Source organism: Pseudomonas sp. MYb185, from assembly GCF_002979975.1.
Classification (GTDB): Bacteria; Pseudomonadota; Gammaproteobacteria; order Pseudomonadales; family Pseudomonadaceae; genus Halopseudomonas.
In genome coordinates this window covers 38,724-57,801 of sequence record NZ_PCQD01000015.1, presented here as the reverse complement: position 1 = coordinate 57,801, position 19,078 = coordinate 38,724, and the positions used below count along the sequence as shown (strand labels likewise).

The window sequence follows — 19,078 nt, the reverse complement described above, 5'->3', positions numbered from 1 at the left end:
GGGGAGGGCAGGGAGGGAGACGTGCCCGCCGGCACAGCCATGCTGCACCGACGGCGATGGGAAGTCTTACTTGAGGCGCCGCTCGATACCCATGTGCACCAGAATCTTGGCGGAGATTTCCTCGACCGAGAAATGGGTCGAGTTGATGTGCGGGATATTTTCCCGGCGGAACAGGTTTTCCACTTCGCGAATTTCGAACTCGCACTGGGCGAAGCTGGCGTACCGGCTGTTGGGGCGGCGCTCGTTGCGGATACTGGCCAGGCGCTCGGCATCGATGGTCAGGCCGAACAGCTTGTGCTTGTGCGGCTTGAGGGCGGCAGGCAGCTGCAGGCTTTCCATGTCATCATCGGTCAGCGGATAGTTGGCCGCACGTATGCCATATTGCAGTGCCATATAAAGGCAGGAAGGTGTTTTGCCGCAGCGGGACACACCGACCAGGATGATGTCGGCCTCTTTATAGTGGTGAGTGCGGGCGCCATCGTCGTTGTCCATGGCAAAGTGCACGGCATCGATACGATCCTGGTAGTTGCTGTTATGCTGGATCGAGTGGGACTTACCCACCGAGTAGGACGAGCCGGCACCCAGCTCCTGCTCCAGGGGAGCCAGGAAGGTGGAAAAGATATCGATGATGTAGCCCTTGGACTGGGTCAGCTCCTGATGAATGTCGCGGTTGACCACCGTTTCGAAAATGATCGGCGGTTGACCATCTGCCTCGGCAGCGGCATTGATTTGTTGTACCATGTCCCGCGCTTTTTCCACGGTATCCACATAGGGCCGCAGCAGCTTGCTGAACTGGATGTTCTCGAATTGAGAGAGCAGGCTCTGGCCAAGCGTCTCGGCAGTGATACCGGTACCATCGGAAATGAAAAAAGCAGTGCGTTTCATGCGCGAAGCCTTAAAATATCGGAATTTTGCTGAGGGCAGAGGTCCAAGCCCTCTATTTAATGAGCGTCGAAGTGGCATTGTGGCGTATTTGTGACTTGCAGACCAGACGGCAAAGCCGGCGCTGCCACCCTAATTCATTGATTGACGGAGAGATCACCTTGCTAGAGTACGTAGTGTCCTTTGAGCAACTGGGTGTTGGAGATGTTGAGCGTGTTGGCGGCAAGAACGCCTCGCTCGGTGAAATGATCAGCAATCTGGCCGGTGCCGGAGTATCCGTACCGGGTGGTTTTGCCACCACAGCTGATGCGTATCGCGAATTTCTCGAACAAAGTGGTCTCAATGACCGTATCAATGCCGCGTTGGACGCGCTGGATGTGGATGATGTCAACGCCCTGGCCCGTACCGGTGCCCAGATCCGCCAGTGGGTGATGGACGCTGAATTCCCGGCAGCCCTGGATCAGGCCATCCGCGACGCCTTCGCCGAACTGTCCGCCGGCAACGACAACCTGGCCGTGGCCGTGCGCTCTTCCGCCACTGCCGAGGATCTGCCCGATGCATCCTTCGCCGGCCAGCAGGAAACCTTCCTCAATATCCGTGGCGTGGACAATGTGATCCGCGCGACCAAGGAAGTATTCGCCTCCCTGTTCAATGACCGCGCCATTTCCTACCGCGTTCACCAGGGCTTCGATCACAAGCTGGTTGCCCTGTCCGCGGGTGTGCAGCGCATGGTGCGCTCCGAAACCGGTACGGCCGGTGTCATGTTTACCCTGGATACCGAGTCCGGTTTCCGTGATGTGGTATTCATCACCGGTGCTTACGGCCTTGGCGAGACTGTGGTACAGGGCGCCGTCAACCCCGACGAGTTCTATGTACACAAGCCCACCCTGGAAGCCGGGCGCCCATCGATCCTGCGCCGCAACCTGGGCAGCAAGGCGATCAAGATGATCTACGGCGAAGAGGCTTCGGCTGGCCGTTCGGTCAAGACCGTCGATGTTGACGCCGCTGAACGCGCGCGCTTCTGTCTGAGCGATGAGGAAGTGGTGAACCTGGCCCGTCAGGCGCTGATCATCGAGAAGCACTATGGCTGCCCGATGGACATCGAGTGGGCCAAGGACGGGGACGATAATCAGCTGTATATCGTTCAAGCCCGTCCCGAGACCGTGAAGAGCCGCAGCAACGTCAACGTCATGGAGCGCTACCTGCTCAAGGACAAGGGCACCGTCCTGGTCGAAGGTCGTGCCATCGGTCAGCGCATCGGCGCCGGTCCGGTCAAGGTGATCCGCGACGTATCCGAAATGGACAAGGTACAGCCAGGCGACGTACTGGTATCCGACATGACCGATCCTGACTGGGAGCCGGTGATGAAGCGCGCCAGCGCCATCGTGACCAACCGTGGCGGGCGGACCTGCCACGCGGCGATCATCGCACGTGAGCTGGGTATTCCGGCCGTGGTCGGCTGCGGCAACGCCACCAGTGAGCTGAGTGACGGCCAGGAAGTCACGGTTTCCTGTGCAGAAGGGGATACCGGCATGATCTATGCCGGCCGTCTGGAGTTCGACATCCGTACCAACAGCGTCGATGCCATGCCGCCGCTGCCGTTCAAGATCATGATGAACGTCGGCAACCCGGACCGCGCATTCGACTTTGCCAACCTGCCCAATGAAGGTGTCGGTCTGGCGCGTCTGGAATTCATCATCAACCGCATGATCGGCGTGCATCCCAAGGCACTGCTGAATTTCGACGGCCTACCGTCGGAAGTCAAGGACAGTGTCGAGAAGCGCATTGCCGGCTACAGCGACCCGGTCAGCTTCTATATCGACAAGCTGGTCGAGGGTGTCAGCACCCTGGCGGCGGCGTTCTGGCCGAAGAAGGTCATCGTGCGCCTGTCCGACTTCAAGTCCAACGAATACGCCAACCTGATTGGCGGCCGTCTGTATGAGCCGGAAGAAGAAAACCCCATGCTGGGCTTCCGCGGTGCGTCGCGCTATATCAGCGAATCCTTCCGCGACTGCTTCGAGCTCGAGTGCCGCGCGATGAAGCGGGTACGTGACGAGATGGGCCTGACCAACGTGGAAATCATGGTGCCCTTCGTGCGTACCGTGGGTGAAGCCAGGCAGGTAGTCGAGCTGCTGGCCGAGAATGGTCTCAAGCGTGGCGAGAACGGTCTGCGCCTGATCATGATGTGCGAGCTGCCGGCCAATGCGCTGCTGGCCGATGAGTTCCTCGAGCACTTCGATGGTTTCTCCATCGGTTCCAACGACCTGACCCAGCTGACCCTGGGCCTGGATCGCGACTCCGGTATCATCGCCCACCTGTTCGACGAGCGGAACGCGGCGGTCAAGAAGCTGCTGGCCAATGCCATCGCTGCCTGCCGCAAGGCCGACAAGTACATCGGCATCTGTGGCCAGGGCCCGTCGGACCATCCGGATCTGGCGCGCTGGCTGATGGAGCAGGGGATCGAGAGCGTGTCGCTCAACCCTGACTCGGTCATGGATACCTGGTTCTTCCTTGCGGAAAACAACGGCTGATCAGCCCGGGAGCATGAGATGTATATAACTCCAGACCTGTGTGACGCTTACCCTGACGTCGCGGTTGTCGAACCCATGTTCAGCAACTTCGGCGGCCACGACTCCTTCGGCGGCGAGATCGTCACGGTCAAGTGCTTTGAAGACAATTCGGTGGTCAAGGACCTGGTCGGCCAGGACGGTACCGGCAAGGTCATGGTGGTGGACGGCGGCGGCTCTCTGCGCTGCGCGATGCTGGGTGACATGCTGGCCGAGAAGGCAGCGAAGAGCGGCTGGGAGGGGATCATCATCTATGGCTGCGTGCGTGACGTCGACGTGCTGGTGCAGACGGCACTGGGCGTCCAGGCGCTGGCCAGCCACCCGATGAAGAGCAACAAGCGCGGTATCGGCGAGCTCAACCTGCCGGTCACCTTCGGCGGAGTCACCTTCCGCCCTGGTGAGTACGTGTATGCCGACAATAACGGCATCATCGTCTCAGCCGTGGCGCTGAAGATGCCCGAGTAGCAGGCAGGGCAACCCCTTGCCCTGAGGGACGCGTCGGTCAGGTGACATCGCCTGGCCGGCGCGCGTCTGTGCCGAGGGTCTGTTACCGCTTCATTCGCCATCGCGCAAAAACAGGCCCGGCCCTACTCACTGATTCGGAGATAGACATGGACGATCCCTTTGAGCGCCATCTGCGCAGTCTGATGCAGCAGGATGCCTCCCGGAAGTCATCCGGGGAGGACGACAAGCGCTTGGAACGCGTTCTGCACCGGGCCCACATTCACAGTGGCCTGTTCGATCTGCTCAAGCTGTTCGCCAATTGGGGCTGGGTCATCAGCGAGGGTGGTGCGCGTGGTCTGCGCCATGCCAGAAGTGCACGACGCGATGCCAAGAAGAGCCTTTCTTCCACTGATCTGAATTCATAGCGAGCCTGTCATGGAACAAGAAACCTGGAGCCAGGGCTTCATCTCTGCGATGACTGCTCTGTGGACCAAGATAGCTTCATTCATTCCCGACCTGATCACGGCACTGTTCATCATCCTGCTGGGGTTCGTCGTTGCCCGGATCGTTGACGCGGTTCTGAGCAAGGGGCTGGCCAAGCTGGGACTGGACCGGCTGATGAGCGGGGCGGGCGTGACCAAGATGTTGAGCCGGATCGGCATCGCCTCGCCGGTGTCGGCGGTGATCGGCAAGATCATCTATTGGTTCATCATTCTCACTTTCGTCGTGTCTGCCGCTGAAACACTGGGGCTGGCACGGGTATCGGCCACGCTGGATGCCTTCGCTCTTTATCTGCCCAAGGTATTCGGTGCCGCCCTCATTCTGCTCGCAGGCCTGCTGCTGTCGCACCTGGTCGCCGGGGTAGTGCGGGGCACCGTCGAGAGTATCGGTGCCGATTATGCCGGCGGCATCAGCCGGCTTGTCCAAGGGCTGCTGGTGATCATCACGGTGTCGCTGGCGATCGGTCAGTTGCAGATCGAGACGCAGCTGCTCAATACCGTCATTGCCATCGTGCTGGTTTCCTTCGGCGCTGCAGCGGCTCTGGCCATGGGGCTGGGTAGCCGGGATACGGTCAGCCAGATCATCGCCGGGGTATATCTGCGTGAGCTCTATGAGGTGGGGGACCGCATCACGGTGGACGGTACCGAGGGTGTTATCGAGGAAATAGGCACCGTCAAGACCTCGCTCATGGATGATGAGGGAAGGCTCATTTCCGTACCCAACCGCTCCCTGATCGACAGACCCGTGTCGCGCTGACCGCGACACGGCCTTGCCCATTGATTGATGACACTGTTTTGACCGATACCCCAGCTTCGCGCAGCCGCGACCAGTTATCCGAGATGACGGATGAGGAACTGGTAATTCGCGCTAACCGTGAACTTTTTCATACCACCGTTGCCTATGAGGAGCTGATGCGAAGGTACCAGCGTACACTCTACAATGTGTGTGCCCGGTATCTTGGCAACGAAAGGGATGCTGATGATGTATGTCAGGAAGTAATGCTCAAAGTGCTGCATGGACTGAAGCACTTCGAAGGCAAGGCCAAGTTCAAGACATGGCTATATAGTATTACTTACAATGAGTGCATTACTCAGTATCGAAAAGAAAAGCGGAAACGACGGTTATACGATGCGCTGAGTTTGGACGGTCAGGAAGAGGCTCACGAACCAGAGAGTCCGGCGGTGGACAGCAAGGGGCTCGATCATTGGCTCGTGCATGTCAACCAGGTGGATCGCGAGATTCTGGTGTTGCGCTTCGTGGCCGAGCTGGAGTTTCAGGAGATATCCGATATTATGAATATGGGTCTGAGTGCGACGAAGATGCGGTACAAACGTGCACTGGAGAAGCTGCGCAAGCATATAAGCAATCCTTTTTAGGCCCTTCTCATATTGCTCTTTTCTCAACTCTGCTATACTCCCTTCCGAGTTTTGCGCAAAACCTAACGTCCGAATGGATTTAACGGGGATTCAAAGATGAAATTGAAAAACACAGTAGGTATCGTTGTAGGCGCAGCTATTACAGCTTCCGCGCTGCCGGTCATGGCCCAGAGCGCCGGCTCGGTTGAAGTTGAAGCCTTCGCCAAGCGCTATTTCACCGACAGCATGCGTAACCTGGACGACGGTACTCTGGTTGGTGGCAGCCTGGGTTACTTTGTCACCGACGACGTACTGTTGAATATCGGCCTGGGTACTTACAAGAGCCTGGACTCCGATATTACCGGCGAGGACATCGACGGTCGTCTGGCCCACGTTGAAGCCGTATACCACTTCGGAGAAGGCGCTCTGCGTCCCTACGTTTCCGGTGGCTTCGCTCACCAGGAGCTGGATCAGGTTGGCACCAGCCAGCGTGACCGCACTACCATCGCGCAGGCCGGCTTCGGTGTGAAGAACTATCTGAACGAGAACTTCTTCGTCAAGGCCGGCGTTGACGCGCTGTACGGCCTGGATCATCGCAACACCGAATGGCAGGCGGGCGTTGGCCTGGGTCTGAACTTCGGTGGCAAACCCGCTCCGGTTGTAGCTCAGGCTGAGCCTGCTCCCGCACCGGCTCCGGCTCCCGAACCGGCTCCTGAAATGCAGTCCGTCCGTGTTGAGCTGGACGTCAAGTTCGACTTCGACCGTGACACCATTCGCCCCGAGTTCCGTCAGGATATCCAGAGCCTGGCTGAGTTCATGAAGACCTACCCGTCGGTCACCACCACCGTTGAAGGTCACACTGACTCCGTCGGTACCGATGCCTACAACCAGAATCTGTCCGAGCGTCGTGCCAACTCGGTTCGTGAAGCTCTGATTGCCGAAGGTGTCGAGTCCTCCCGCGTGAACGCTGTCGGCCACGGTGAATCCCGTCCGATCGCTGACAACGCTACCGACGATGGCCGTGCCATGAACCGTCGTGTGGAAGCGGAAGTGGAAACAGAGGTTGAAGTTCGTTAATCGATCTTCAGCAACGAAAACCCGGTCAATTGACCGGGTTTTTTTATAGCTGGATATCTTGATTGAAAGTGCCACCGGGGTGGGGCGTCCCGGTTCGTATCCGGGCGGGTCATCAAGCCCGAATAGAGATCGGGCTCGGCATCCTGTCATTCCTCTATCTGATTGACGCCAGGGAAGCGCAATCTGAAGTCTTCCGGCATGGGTGTCACCTTGGCCGCGAGGAAGTTGTAGAAGACGAAACCGGACTTGGCCAGGGCAACCAGATCCCCACCCTCGGCCTTGGTAATACGGAAGATGATATCTCCACCATACCTGTTCAAATCCATCAGCCCGACTTCAAAGATCAATGCCTCCCGAGCGAAGGCTTCCTTGAGATAGGTGGTGGCCATATCGGTAACAATGATACCTACATCATTGACGCTGACTTCCTCTATGCCGAACTGATACAGAAAGCGCGCCCGTGCCTCGGATATCATTGAAACCATCGAATCATTGGCCAGGTGCTTGCCCGAGTTGATATCGGTGATACGGACTGTCAGTTGCGTAGTGAAATAGAACTGATCTTCCGGAAATTCCAAATGTAAACGTGCCATTCTTTAAAACCTGCTGCTGCATGATGCGCCGACAGAGCGTTGCTGAAACAGTCATGTCCGGCAATGAAGGGCGCATTGTACGCGACTTGCCCAGGGGGCAACAGCCGCTTGCTTGCCGCTGTGCTGCGCCCATATGGAAAAGGCCACCCGAAGGTGGCCTTTTCTCAACACCCGGGCCGAGGCCCGTAAACCGGATGGCCTATCAGCCGAACTGGTTCATGGTGTTGTCTTTACCGCCGGCTTTCAGTGCCGCTTCACCAGCGAAGTATTCCTTATGGTTGTCACCGATATCGGAGCCAGCCATGTTCTGGTGCTTGACGCAGGCGATACCCTGGCGAATTTCCTGACGCTGCACACCCTTGACGTAGGCCAGCATGCCTTCTTCGGCGAAGTAACCCTTGGCCAGGTTGTCGGTCGACAGTGCAGCAGTGTGGTAGGTCGGCAGAGTGATCAGGTGATGGAAGATACCTGCTTCACGCGCAGCGTCCTTCTGGAAGGTACGGATGCGCTCATCGGCTTCCTTGCACAGCTCGGTCTCGTCGTACTCGACACTCATCAGGTTGGCGCGGTCGTAGGCGGATACATCCTTGCCTTCGGCGGCCCAGGCATCGAACACCTGCTGACGGAAGTTCAGCGTCCAGTTGAACGACGGGCTGTTGTTGTATACCAGCTTGGCGTTCGGAACCACTTCGCGGATGCGGTTGACCATTTCGGCGATCTGGCCAACGTGAGGCTTCTCGGTTTCGATCCACAGCAGGTCGGCACCGTGCTGCAGGGAGGTGATGCAATCCAGCACCACGCGATCGACACCAGTATCCTTGCGGAACTGGAACAGGCCGGAGGCCAGGCGCTTGGGCTTGAGCAGTTTGCCGTTGGCCTTGATGACCACGTCACCGTTCTCGATGGCATCAGCGTTCTCGATGTAATCGCCATCGAGGAAGCTGTTGTACAGGTCGCCCAGGTCGCCTGGTTCGTTGGTCACGGCGATCTGCTTGGTCAGGCCTGCGCCCAGGGAGTCGGTACGGGCAACGATGACGCCGTCGTCAACACCCAGCTCGAGGAACGCATAGCGAACCGCGTTGATCTTGGCCAGGAAGTCGGAGTGGGGCACAGTGACCTTGCCGTCCTGGTGGCCGCACTGCTTCTCGTCGGATACCTGGTTTTCGAGCTGGATGCAGCAGGCACCCGCTTCGATCATCTGCTTGGCCAGCAGGTAAGTGGCTTCGGCGTTACCGAAACCGGCGTCGATGTCGGCGATGATCGGCACAACATGGGTTTCGAAGTTGTCGATCTGCGCCTGGATAGCGTCCTGCTTGGCTTTGTCGCCGGCTTCGCGGGCATCGTCCAGTGCGGAGAACAGCAGATCCAGTTCGCGGGCGTCAGCCTGGCGCAGGAAGGTGTACAGCTCCTCGATCAGACCGGAAACGGCGGTCTTCTCATGCATGGACTGGTCGGGCAGGGGGCCGAACTCGGAACGCAGGGCCGCCACCATCCAGCCGGACAGGTAGAGGTAGCGCTTGTTGGTGGTTTGCAGGTGCTTCTTGATGGAGATCAGTTTCTGTTGACCGATGAAACCGTGCCAGCAGCCCAGGGACTGAGTGTAAGCAGACGAATCGGCATCGTACTCTGCCATGTCCTTGCGCATGATAGCAGCAGTGTACTTGGCGATATCCAGACCGGTTTTGAAACGGTTCTGTGCACGCATGCGCGCGACGGATTCCGGGTTGATGGCGTTCCAGCCGTTACCGGCGGTTTCTTTGAGCGCGGCAACTGCTTTGATATCGTTTTGATATGCAGACATGGTCAATCCTTCAAAGTTTGCGTTTGGTTCTGACGTTAGTCGACCCCGAACCCATCAGCCAGAGCTAGGGTGCGGCACTCCGCAGTGCGTCGAAACAGTGACCGGATTGAAGAATGACATGAAGAGAGGAGGGTGACGAACAGTCTACGACCTGGATGGCGCATCTCGAACAAGCTGGCAGCTTGGCAGAGTATTCGGCCGCTCCTGTGTCATGCAGGCTGCTACGTTTTAATCGCTTCCCCGTCCCTCAGGACAACTTCGTTCCAGTCGCAACCTCGTCGAACTGCCTTGTGGGCTGTTGAGACACAGATGGTTCCTTAGGTTCAGGAGCCCATCCGGAGACCCTCTTAAAGGGGCTCCGGCTAGCGGGAGCGGGGCAATAATGCGGGTTAAGAAAACAGAAGTCAATGCAGTTTGTAGTGAATTTATTAAAACACTACAAAAATGCAACAAAGGCTAATCGAGCCGTTCGACCATCAGCCGGACGCTCTGTTGCTGGGCACTACGGGTGGTGGTGCGTCGACCGATGTCCTGATCCTGGCTGCGGTCCAGATCATCCACACCGCCTATGGTGACCCATTCGCCGAGGCGTGCAGTGACCACGGTATCGGCTCGCTGTACCTCGATGACGTCATCGTTTGCCGGATGCAGCCGATCATTGTTGGCACTGAGAGTGATGGTCGCGCGGTCGCCATTGAGGCGAACGGTGGCATAGAAACCCGATGTCACATCGTGATATTCAGTCTGCCGCATCACCTGGCCATAGATATTGGTCGTAGTCGAGGTCAGCGGGATGCTCTGGCCGGTCTGAATCAGAACGGGATGGCCCTCACTGGCCGTGATCACCCGGGTACCGTCGTTGGCGCCACGGGTTTCGCGGCGGATAATACGGGCCTGGTTGCCGCTTCCAGGGCGGCCGACGACGACATCACCAGCGCCGGTGTCGATTCGCCCGTCCACCCGGTAACCGCTTTGGCTGCCGATTGAGCTGCCGGCGGTGCTGACGCTGATGCGCAGCTGCGCGGGTTGGCGGTCAAGGTCAGCCAGCAGGGCGCGGATTTCCTGCAGTCGTTGTGGCTCGGCGCGAATGATCAACTGGTTGCCGTAGGCGGAAACCCGCTCATCGGGACGCAGCAATGGCTGGATGGCAGGCAGCAGATCCTCGGCCATGCTGTAGCCGAGGGGGATGATTTCGGTCTTCGGCGCCGCTGCAAGTTGGGCCGAGCCCAGAGCGAGGAGCAGGGTGACGCACAGGGTCAGAAAAGGTCGCAGGTTCATGGCGCAATCTCATGGGGACCGAACCTGAGTTTAGCACCTCGACTGTTCTCCAGGGATATAACGCGCCCGCGCTCTGCCGGCGAAACCGCGGTTGCCGCAGCGCTGTCGTCGAGCAGGGGCTCGACAATCCGGGGCTGATGCTGCAATCGGGTATCGGAGTGTAGCGCCCCTGCGCTCTGCTGGTGGAAGCGCAGCCGCCGCAGCGCTGTCGTCGAGCAGGGGCTCGATAACCCGGGCTGGTGCTGTAATTGGGTATCGGGGTGTAGCGCCCCTGCGCTACGCCAGCGGAAGCGCAGCAAGCGCCTCGGGGCTGTCATCAGTTGTCAGCTTGGGTATCCGCGGTTTTCCAATACATATCCTGATGCGGTATGCCGGCATCGAGGTAGGTGTCGGAGCAGGTTTCGAAGCCAAGCTGACGATAGAACTCCAATGCATGGGTCTGTGCCGACAGGGTCAAACAGGTCATTCCGGTCTGCTGGGCATGCGCCATGACGGCACGCATCAGCACATGCCCCAGCCCCTTGCCCCGAGCCGGAACCAGCAGGGCCACGCGACCGATGCGGCCATTGGCAAGCAGCCTTGCGGTGCCTACCGGCTGCTGCTCCAGCGTCATCAGAAAATGCGTTGCGCCGACATCTTCCGCATCCCATTCCAGTTCTGGCGGAACCTGCTGCTCGTCGATGAACACGGTCTGGCGGATGCTGCGCAGTGCCGGAGTGGCGTTCCAGTCTGCGATGCGGATCTGTACGTCACCCATCGTCTTCCTCCAGCAGCAGATCTCCCTTGGCCAGCAACTGTTCCAGCAGTTGCATTGCCTCCGGATCTGCGCGCCACGCCTGCAACTGCTCCGCACCCAGATAGTCCTGATTGCAGATCAGTTGCACCAGCGGCAACAACGGTGTCGGCAACAGGCAATGCTCGCCGCTGGCGAACAACATCAGGTATCGGTCCTGCTCCTGGCGCCATGCCAGTCGCGCACTGGGGTTACGGACCAGGCCATAATCGTTGTCCAGCGCCTCGGCCAATAGCTGGGCATCCGGCTCCTGCGCCTGCAGCAGCTCGGGGAAGCGCGGCTCGGTCATGAAGCGGCCGAACCAGGTGCCCAGAGCCTCCCGATCCTGAACCAGTTCAAGGATCATTCGCTGCAGCCGCTCGACGGTCTGGTCATCAACCTGCGCCGGGTCGGCGGGCAGGGCAAGGCCGGCATCAGTGTAGCGCTGCTGGTCGCTCAGATACTGGCTGAGGAAATCGGTGAAATGGGTCAGTACTTCGGCCTGGCTGGGCGCCCGAAAGCCGACCGACCAGGTCATGCACTCGTCCTCGGCGATGCCGTAGTGGGCCAGGCCGGGCGGCAGATAGAGCATGTCCCCTGGTGCCAGAACCCACTCGTCCTGTTGTTCGAACTGGCTGAGAATGCGCAGATCAGGGTGTTCCAACAGGGGGCTGTCAGCATCGCACTGCTGACCAATCCGCCAGCGCCGGTGGCCCTGGGTCTGCAGCAGGAACACATCGTAGTTATCGAAATGCGGGCCAACGCTACCGCCTGGCGCCGCATAGCTGATCATCACATCATCCACCCGCCAGCTGGGCAGGAAGCGGAACGCCCGCAGCAGATCGGCAACCTCCGGAACGAACTGGTCAACGGCCTGCACCAGCAGCGTCCAGTCGCGTTCAGGAAGGTGACGGTAATCCTCTTCACTGAAGGGCCCCCGGCGCAACTCCCAGGGAGTGGCACCATGCTCGAGTACGATGCGTGATTCGACTTCCTCTTCCAGCGACAGGCCGGCCAGCTCATCTGCCGTCAGCGGGTTGTCGAACCCGGCAAACGCCTGGCGGATCAGCAGCGGCTTTTTCTGCCAGTAATCGCGGAGGAACTCTTCAGCCGGCATACCGCCAGGCAGGGTGGTAACGGAAAGGGACATGTTGGCCTCGCAGCGATAGCAGGCGGATGGGAGTGGGGTGGTAGTTGCACCGCTTGCCCGCCGAAGTGGCGAACAAGCGATGCTCACACGTCAGATTCTACGGGTCTGGGCCACTGCGTTGCCGATATAGCTGGCTGGCGTCAGGGCCTTGAGCTCCAGCTTGGCCGCCTCAGGGATATCGAGGGTGTCAACGAAATCCTGCAGGGCCTGCGGGGTGATGCCCTTGCCGCGCGTCAGTTCCTTCAGCTTCTCGTAGGCATTGGGCACCGCGTACCGACGCATGACTGTTTGTACCGGCTCGGCAAGCACCTCCCAGGTGCTATCCAGATCTTCAGCAATTCGTTGAATATTGACTTCCAACTTACTGATTCCCTTGAGGGTAGCCTCATAGGCAATGATGCCATGGGCAAAGCCCACACCCAGATTGCGCAGCACGGTGGAGTCGGTCAGGTCCCGCTGCCAACGGGAAATCGGCAGCTTGCTGGCCAGGTGTTGCAGAATGGCATTGGCAATACCCAGGTTGCCTTCGGAGTTCTCGAAGTCGATCGGGTTGACCTTGTGCGGCATGGTCGAGGAGCCGATTTCACCGGCAACGGTCTTCTGCTTGAAGTAACCCAGGGAGATATAGCCCCAGATATCCCGGTCGAAATCGATCAGGATGGTGTTGAAGCGCGCCACCGCATCGAACAGCTCGGCAATGTAGTCATGCGGCTCGATCTGCGTGGTATAGGGGTTGAAGGTCAGGCCCAGGGTCTGCTCGATGAAATCACGGGCGTTGGCTTCCCAGTCGAGCTGCGGATAGGCCGACAGGTGCGCGTTGTAGTTGCCTACCGCGCCATTGATCTTGCCCAGCAGCGGAACTGCCTCGACCTGCGCGATCTGCCGCTCCAGACGATAGACCACGTTGGCCAGTTCCTTGCCCAGGGTGGTCGGCGACGCTGGCTGGCCATGGGTGCGCGACAGCATGGGCACATCGGCGAACTGCACGGCCAGGGAGCGGATTTCATCGGCGATGCGACGCATCAACGGCAGCAGCACGTCATCGCGGCCACTGCGCAGCATCAATGCGTGGGACAGATTGTTGATGTCCTCGGAAGTGCAGGCGAAGTGAATGAACTCATTGACCGCCTGCAGCTCCGGCAGGGACGCGACCTGCTCCTTGAGCAGATATTCGACCGCCTTGACGTCATGATTGGTGGTCTTCTCGATTTCCTTGATCCGCTCGGCATGGCTCAGCTGGAAGTCATCGACCAGGTTGTCGAGCAGCGCGTTGGCCTGCTCGGAAAACGGCGCGATTTCGGGAATGCCCGGGTGTGCGGCCAGGCATTGCAGCCAGCGAACCTCTACCTGCACACGGAAACGGATCAGACCATATTCGCTGAAGATGTTGCGCAGACTGGCGGTCTTGCTGCCGTAACGGCCATCAACCGGAGAAACGGCGGTCAGGGAAGAAAGTTGCATAGGAAGTTCTCGTCATAAGGCTGGCTGAAAGGCGCAAATGATACATCATTTGGCCCGCCTCGCGGGCATCGCGATGCTCAGCAGGGTGGACATGAAGATCAACCCCGCTCCCAACCAGGAGCTGGCATCCGGCAATTCTCCCCAGAACAGCCAGGCGATGATGCCCGAGAAGACGATGGCCAGATAGCTGAACGGGCCGATGCTGCCCAGTGGCGCCATCGAATAGGCATGTGACATCACCAGTTGGGCGACGGTCGCCAGCAGGCCGAGGCCGCCGAGCAGCAACAGATCGTGCGGTGTCAGCGGCTGCCAGGCCCAGAACAGGGGTATGGCGGAAAACAACGCAGCAAAGGTGGAAAAGTAGAATACGATACGGCTGGTCGGCTCGCTGCTACTCATGATCCGGATGGACACCCAGGCCATCGCCGCCAGCAGGCTTGCACCGATGCCCACCAGGCCCTTGGGATCGAACAGCGCGCCGGTCGGTTTGGCCACCAGCAGCACGCCGGCGAAACCGAGCAGTACCAGCAGCATCATGCGTCGGGTCAACAGCTCGCGCAAAAAAAGCCAGGCCAGAACCGGCGTGAATACCGGCGCGGCGTAGGTGAAAACCATGGCATCGGCCAACGGCAGGTGGGCGATGGCGTAGAAGAAGCAATACATCGCCCCCAGGCCGTAGAGGGCCCGCAGCATATGGCTGCCCAGGCGTTGCGTGCGAAAGGGGGCGAAGCCACCCAGCAGGATCATCGGCAGGAAAAACAGCATGCCGATGAGATTGCGGGCGAAGACGATGGTCTCGTTATTGACCGTGACCGAGGCTTCGCGGATCAGCACCCCCATCAGAGAAAACAGCAGGGCCGAGAGTGCCAGTAGAGCAGCCCCCTTGCCGAGCTGCTCACGCCGAACGGCTTCAGCCATTCAGAATGGTCCGGGTGGCTTCCAGCAGCTTGCTCCGGGAAAACAGCAGTTGCCAGCGGTGGCCGCCCAGTTGACGCCACAGGCGGGCGGAGCGAATGCCGGCCAGCAGCAGGGCGCGAATGCGGTTGGCCACGTCCGGTTGCTGCAGGTGACGCATGTCGCCATGCACCTGGATGCGCAGGCGCAGGGTGCTCAGGGTGTCCTGGTAGGCACTGCCGAGGGAAGCCATGACGTTGTCATGCAGTAGTCCGAAGTGCTGCACCTGCTGCTGCGCCTGATCAAGCCGCTGCCCCAGCACCGCCAGCATGTCATCACGCTTGTCCAGTTGGCGTTCCAGTGCGATCAGGTTCATCGCATAGCGCAATGCGTCGCGCTGCAGGGCAGCGGTATCGCGTTCGAGCATGGAGGCAACCGCCTGCAGGCCGCCGCGAATCTGATGGTGCGAGCCACCATAGACGCCAAGCGTATCATCCGGCGAGCGTTCGAAGATGCTCTGGATCAGGCAACTGGTAGGCCCTTCGCTGTACTGGCCACTGCGGGCCAGCTTGTCGACCTGCAGCGCCGCTTCGAATATCGCACCCAGTGCCAGTACCTGTTGTTCGTATGCGCTCATGCGGCGGCCTCGTCGAAGGCGGCAATCGCCCGCTCGATCACACCGCCGCCGAGGCACACCTCATCCTGGTACAGGACCACCGATTGTCCGGGTGTAACCGCGCGCTGAGGCTCGTCAAAACGAATCAGATAGCCGCCTTCGCTGGGCTCGATAGTGCAGGTCTGGTCGGGCTGGCGATAGCGTACCTTGGCAGTCAATCGCAATGGCTCGCTGATCTCGATCGGGTTGACCCAGTAGATGTTCGAACATTCCAGCGCGCTGGCGAACAGCCAGGGGTGATCGTTGCCCTGGCCGACCACCAGCACGTTGCGCGTCAGATCCTTGCGCAGCACATACCAGGGGTTGTCGCTGGCTCCTTGCAGGCCACCGATCCCCAGCCCCTGGCGCTGGCCGATGGTGTGATACATCAACCCGTGATGGCGGCCGATGATCTGGCCGTCGGTGGTTTCGATATCACCCGGTTGGGCAGGCAGGTAGCGCTTGAGAAAGTCACTGAAGCGGCGTTCGCCGATGAAGCAGATGCCAGTGGAGTCCTTCTTGCGCGCGGTCGCCAGCTGGTATTTCTCGGCAATGCGGCGCACCTCCGGCTTTTCCAGTTCGCCAACCGGAAACAGGGTGCGGGCCAGTTGCTCGCCGGCCACCGCGTGCAGGAAGTAGCTCTGGTCCTTGTTGGTATCCAGGCCGCGCAGCAGCAGGGTCTGTCCGTCACGATCGGCGCGCCGGGTGTAATGACCGGTCGCGATCAGATCCGCGCCAAGCATCATTGCGTAATCCAGGAAGGCCTTGAACTTGATTTCCCGGTTGCACAGGATGTCCGGGTTGGGCGTACGCCCGGCCTGGTACTCGTGCAGAAAGTGCTCGAAGACATTGTCCCAGTATTCGGCGGCGAAGTTGGCGGTATGCAGCTTGATACCAAGCCTGTCACATACCGCCTGGGCATCGGCCAGATCCTCCATGGCGGTGCAGTACTCGGTGCCGTCATCTTCATCCCAGTTCTTCATGAACAAGCCTTCCACCTGGTAGCCCTGCTCCAGGAGCAGGGCTGCGGACACGGAGGAATCGACACCGCCGGACATGCCGACAATGACCTTGGTCTGGCTGGGGGCTTTGGCTTGCATGTTCATCTCAACGAATCAGATCCAGTGGATAGCGCGGTTTGTTCAGGTAGTCCAGGATGCATTCCAGCACCAGCGGGCTGCGCAGCTCGGCTTGGCGAGCGCGGATTTCATCGAGCGTCATCCAGTGGGCCCGAAGAATGCCTCTATCGAGCTCCAGCTCGGGCTGGTGCGCCAGCGGCAGTGCGGTGAAACAGGTGCGCTGGTAGGTAACGCCATTCTCGCCGCGAAACAGATAGACGCCGGTGATACCCGTTATTTCTACGGTCCAGGCGGTTTCTTCCAGGGTTTCGCGATGGGCGGCCTGTATAAGACTTTCGTCGGCTTCCAAATGGCCGGCGGGCTGGTTGAATACAACACGATTGTTGCTGAGTTCCTCAACCATGAGATACCGCCCTTGATCCTCGACAATGGTCGCGACGGTAACGTGAGGTATAAAACGCATGAACGACTCCCGATTCTGGGTCGATAGGTTACCGTAAACAGCCCGGCGGGTGAATGCCCGTCGGACGTTGAGTCGGGGCTACTGGATTTGAATGGAAAAACGGCTAGGATGCCATGAGCGGTTTCTGTAGTGTTTCATGTAGTCTCACTACATAACGGCGGAGATGCAATTAGCCTGCCGACTGAATCAGTTGAATTTACCGTAAAAACAACGAGTCCGGGCAGAAAGTGCGTGACTTTATGTAGGAAAACTACAACAATATGGCCCACCAGAGCCGTATTCTTCTGATCCGGATCAACCCTCCGGGTCTTCATTGACAACGACAACGGAGTCACAAATGGGATACCAAAAGATCCAGGTGCCGGCCAACGGCGACAAAATTACCGTTAATGCCGACCTTTCCCTGAACGTACCTGCCAACCCGATCATCCCTTATATCGAAGGTGATGGTATCGGCGTGGATATTTCCCCGGTCATGATCAAGGTCGTCGATGCGGCCGTTGAAAAAGCCTACGCTGGCAAGCGCAAGATCTCCTGGATGGAGGTTTTCGCTGGTGAGAAGGCCACTCAGGTATATGACCAGGACACCTGGCTCCCCGAAGAAACACTGCACGCGGTCAAAGACTACGTCGTTTCCATCAAGGGCCCGCTGACCACGCCAGTAGGTGGTGGTATCCGCTCCCTGAACGTAGCTCTGCGCCAGCAGCTCGATCTGTATGTCTGCCAGCGTCCGGTTCGCTGGTTCACCGGTGTACCCAGCCCGGTCAAGAACCCCGGCGACGTGGACATGGTCATCTTCCGCGAGAACTCCGAAGACATCTACGCTGGTGTCGAGTGGCAAGCCGACTCCCCCGAAGCGAAGAAAGTCATCAAGTTCCTCACCGAGGAAATGGGCGTTACCAAGATCCGTTTCACCGAAGGCTGCGGTATCGGCATCAAGCCGGTTTCCGAGCAGGGTACCAAGCGCCTGATGCGCAAGGCTCTGCAGTATGCCGTGGACAATGATCGTAGCTCCGTGACCATCGTGCACAAAGGCAACATCATGAAGTTCACCGAGGGTGCGTTCAAGGAGTGGGGCTACGAAGTCGCTCGTGACGAGTTCGGCGCCGAGCTGCTGGACGGTGGTCCCTGGATGCAGTTCAAGAACCCCAACACCGGCAAGAACATCGTGGTGAAAGACGCCATCGCCGACGCCATGCTGCAACAGATCCTGCTGCGCCCGGCCGAGTATGACGTGATCGCCACCCTGAACCTGAACGGTGACTACCTGTCCGACGCCCTGGCGGCCGAAGTAGGTGGTATCGGTATCGCCCCGGGTGCCAACCTGTCCGACTCGGTTGCGATGTTCGAAGCGACCCACGGTACTGCGCCCAAGTACGCTGGCCAGGACAAGGTGAACCCGGGTTCGCTGATCCTGTCTGCCGAAATGATGCTGCGTCACATGGGTTGGGTGGAAGCTGCCGACCTGATCATCAAGGGTACCGAAGGCGCCATCGCCAACAAGACCGTCACCTACGACTTCGAGCGTCTGATGGACGGTGCAGTCCTGCGTAAGTGCTCCGAGTTCGGTGATGACCTGATCGCCGCGATGAGCTGAGCCCCAGCACTATGCTGTAGGCAATGACAAACAAGCCGGCAAATATGCCGGCTTGTTTGTTTAGGGATGCCCGGTACAGCGAGGAACACGCGGGCAGGGTGTCAGTTAAACAACGGTCGTCATCGCGCTCGCCCTGGCTGTTTCAGCAGTTTTGCGAACAGGTTCGCCAACGGCTTGAATATTCACGGCGTGCAGACCTTTCGGTCCCTGGATGATGTCGAACTGTACAGGCTGTCCCGCCTTGAGCGTTCGGTACCCTTCCATCTGGATAGCTGAGTAGTGAGCAAAAAGGTCTTCACTGCGTCCGTCGGCTACCACAAAGCCATATCCCTTGGCGTTATTGAACCATTTGACCTTACCAATCTCCATACTGCATTCCTCTGCTGTTCCCCTATATCGAGGGGTAGTGAATCCCGATATCGGCATGATCCATGGGCGATAGCGGATATCTCCCGCAGAGCATGCCTGTTACACTTTTTAACATTGAATCAAGGCAAGTCAAGTTAGCT

The 19,078-nt window shown here is 59.1% G+C and carries 19 protein-coding genes; 7 read left to right on the top strand and 12 right to left on the bottom strand.

Translation table 11 applies throughout. The features are described 5' to 3' along the window. Positions 1–66: 66 nt before the first annotated feature. Positions 67–885: a pyruvate, water dikinase regulatory protein gene (locus CQ007_RS17150; protein ID WP_105647058.1), complete on the bottom strand. Its 819-nt coding sequence runs from the start codon at positions 883–885 to the stop codon at positions 67–69. A gap of 158 nt (positions 886–1,043) precedes the next feature. On the opposite strand from CQ007_RS17150, the gene ppsA reads away from it, so the two are divergent. The 6 genes from ppsA (at position 1,044) to CQ007_RS17120 (ending at position 6,826) form a co-directional block, all read left to right on the top strand. Then, the gene (ppsA, locus tag CQ007_RS17145; RefSeq protein ID WP_105647057.1) at positions 1,044–3,413 is read left to right on the top strand and encodes a phosphoenolpyruvate synthase; all 2,370 of its coding nucleotides are present in this window, start codon (positions 1,044–1,046) and stop codon (positions 3,411–3,413) included. 18 nt (positions 3,414–3,431) lie between these two features. Next, positions 3,432–3,914 carry a ribonuclease E activity regulator RraA gene (gene rraA / locus CQ007_RS17140; protein WP_105647056.1) on the top strand — a complete coding sequence of 161 codons (483 nt, stop codon included), beginning with the start codon at positions 3,432–3,434 and terminating at the stop codon, positions 3,912–3,914. A 146-nt stretch (positions 3,915–4,060) separates the two neighbouring features. Next, a complete protein-coding gene (locus CQ007_RS17135; RefSeq protein ID WP_105647055.1) occupies positions 4,061–4,318 on the top strand; it encodes a hypothetical protein in 258 nt (85 codons plus the stop codon). A 10-nt stretch (positions 4,319–4,328) separates the two neighbouring features. Further along, a complete protein-coding gene (locus CQ007_RS17130) occupies positions 4,329–5,150 on the top strand; it encodes a mechanosensitive ion channel domain-containing protein (protein WP_105647054.1) in 822 nt (273 codons plus the stop codon). Between the two features lie 38 nt (positions 5,151–5,188). Further along, entirely contained in the window at positions 5,189–5,770 is a 582-nt protein-coding gene (sigX, locus tag CQ007_RS17125; protein WP_177424387.1) for an RNA polymerase sigma factor SigX, read from the top strand. Between the two features lie 96 nt (positions 5,771–5,866). Then, positions 5,867–6,826 carry an OmpA family protein gene (locus tag CQ007_RS17120; protein WP_105647053.1) on the top strand — a complete coding sequence of 320 codons (960 nt, stop codon included), beginning with the start codon at positions 5,867–5,869 and terminating at the stop codon, positions 6,824–6,826. A 146-nt stretch (positions 6,827–6,972) separates the two neighbouring features. On the opposite strand, the gene CQ007_RS17115 is transcribed toward CQ007_RS17120, so the two are convergent. From CQ007_RS17115 to CQ007_RS17070, 10 genes are all read right to left on the bottom strand, one after another. After that, positions 6,973–7,419 (bottom strand): thioesterase family protein, encoded by a 447-nt coding sequence (locus tag CQ007_RS17115; RefSeq protein ID WP_105647052.1) that lies wholly within the window; start codon positions 7,417–7,419, stop codon positions 6,973–6,975. Positions 7,420–7,621: 202 nt separating this feature from the next. Beyond that, positions 7,622–9,220, bottom strand: coding sequence for an isocitrate lyase (locus CQ007_RS17110; protein WP_105647051.1), 1,599 nt, complete (start codon positions 9,218–9,220; stop codon positions 7,622–7,624). Between the two features lie 456 nt (positions 9,221–9,676). Then, positions 9,677–10,498, bottom strand: coding sequence for a secretin N-terminal domain-containing protein (locus CQ007_RS17105; protein WP_105647050.1), 822 nt, complete (start codon positions 10,496–10,498; stop codon positions 9,677–9,679). 316 nt (positions 10,499–10,814) lie between these two features. Further along, complete coding sequence (locus CQ007_RS17100; protein ID WP_105647049.1) at positions 10,815–11,255, bottom strand: GNAT family N-acetyltransferase; 441 nt, start codon at positions 11,253–11,255, stop codon at positions 10,815–10,817. After that, the gene (locus tag CQ007_RS17095; RefSeq protein ID WP_105647048.1) at positions 11,248–12,420 is read right to left on the bottom strand and encodes a cupin domain-containing protein; all 1,173 of its coding nucleotides are present in this window, start codon (positions 12,418–12,420) and stop codon (positions 11,248–11,250) included. The genes CQ007_RS17100 and CQ007_RS17095 overlap by 8 nt, the downstream gene beginning before the upstream one ends. Positions 12,421–12,510: 90 nt before the next feature. Continuing rightward, positions 12,511–13,881, bottom strand: coding sequence for an adenylosuccinate lyase (gene purB, locus CQ007_RS17090; protein ID WP_105647047.1), 1,371 nt, complete (start codon positions 13,879–13,881; stop codon positions 12,511–12,513). Positions 13,882–13,926: 45 nt separating this feature from the next. After that, positions 13,927–14,799: a DMT family transporter gene (locus CQ007_RS17085; protein WP_105647046.1), complete on the bottom strand. Its 873-nt coding sequence runs from the start codon at positions 14,797–14,799 to the stop codon at positions 13,927–13,929. Next, positions 14,792–15,412, bottom strand: coding sequence for a high frequency lysogenization protein HflD (gene hflD / locus CQ007_RS17080; protein ID WP_105647045.1), 621 nt, complete (start codon positions 15,410–15,412; stop codon positions 14,792–14,794). The genes CQ007_RS17085 and hflD overlap by 8 nt, the downstream gene beginning before the upstream one ends. After that, complete coding sequence (gene mnmA / locus CQ007_RS17075) at positions 15,409–16,530, bottom strand: tRNA 2-thiouridine(34) synthase MnmA (RefSeq protein ID WP_105647062.1); 1,122 nt, start codon at positions 16,528–16,530, stop codon at positions 15,409–15,411. Before mnmA ends, hflD begins: the two co-directional genes overlap by 4 nt. Before the next feature lie 7 nt (positions 16,531–16,537). Next, positions 16,538–16,972 carry an NUDIX hydrolase gene (locus tag CQ007_RS17070; protein WP_105647044.1) on the bottom strand — a complete coding sequence of 145 codons (435 nt, stop codon included), beginning with the start codon at positions 16,970–16,972 and terminating at the stop codon, positions 16,538–16,540. A 337-nt stretch (positions 16,973–17,309) separates the two neighbouring features. Here CQ007_RS17070 and icd point away from each other — a divergent pair, with 337 nt between their 5' ends. Further along, a complete protein-coding gene (icd, locus tag CQ007_RS17065) occupies positions 17,310–18,569 on the top strand; it encodes an NADP-dependent isocitrate dehydrogenase (RefSeq protein ID WP_105647043.1) in 1,260 nt (419 codons plus the stop codon). 105 nt (positions 18,570–18,674) lie between these two features. Here icd and cspD read toward each other — a convergent pair whose 3' ends face one another. Further along, positions 18,675–18,938 carry a cold shock domain-containing protein CspD gene (gene cspD / locus CQ007_RS17060; RefSeq protein WP_105647042.1) on the bottom strand — a complete coding sequence of 88 codons (264 nt, stop codon included), beginning with the start codon at positions 18,936–18,938 and terminating at the stop codon, positions 18,675–18,677. Positions 18,939–19,078: the final 140 nt, after the last annotated feature.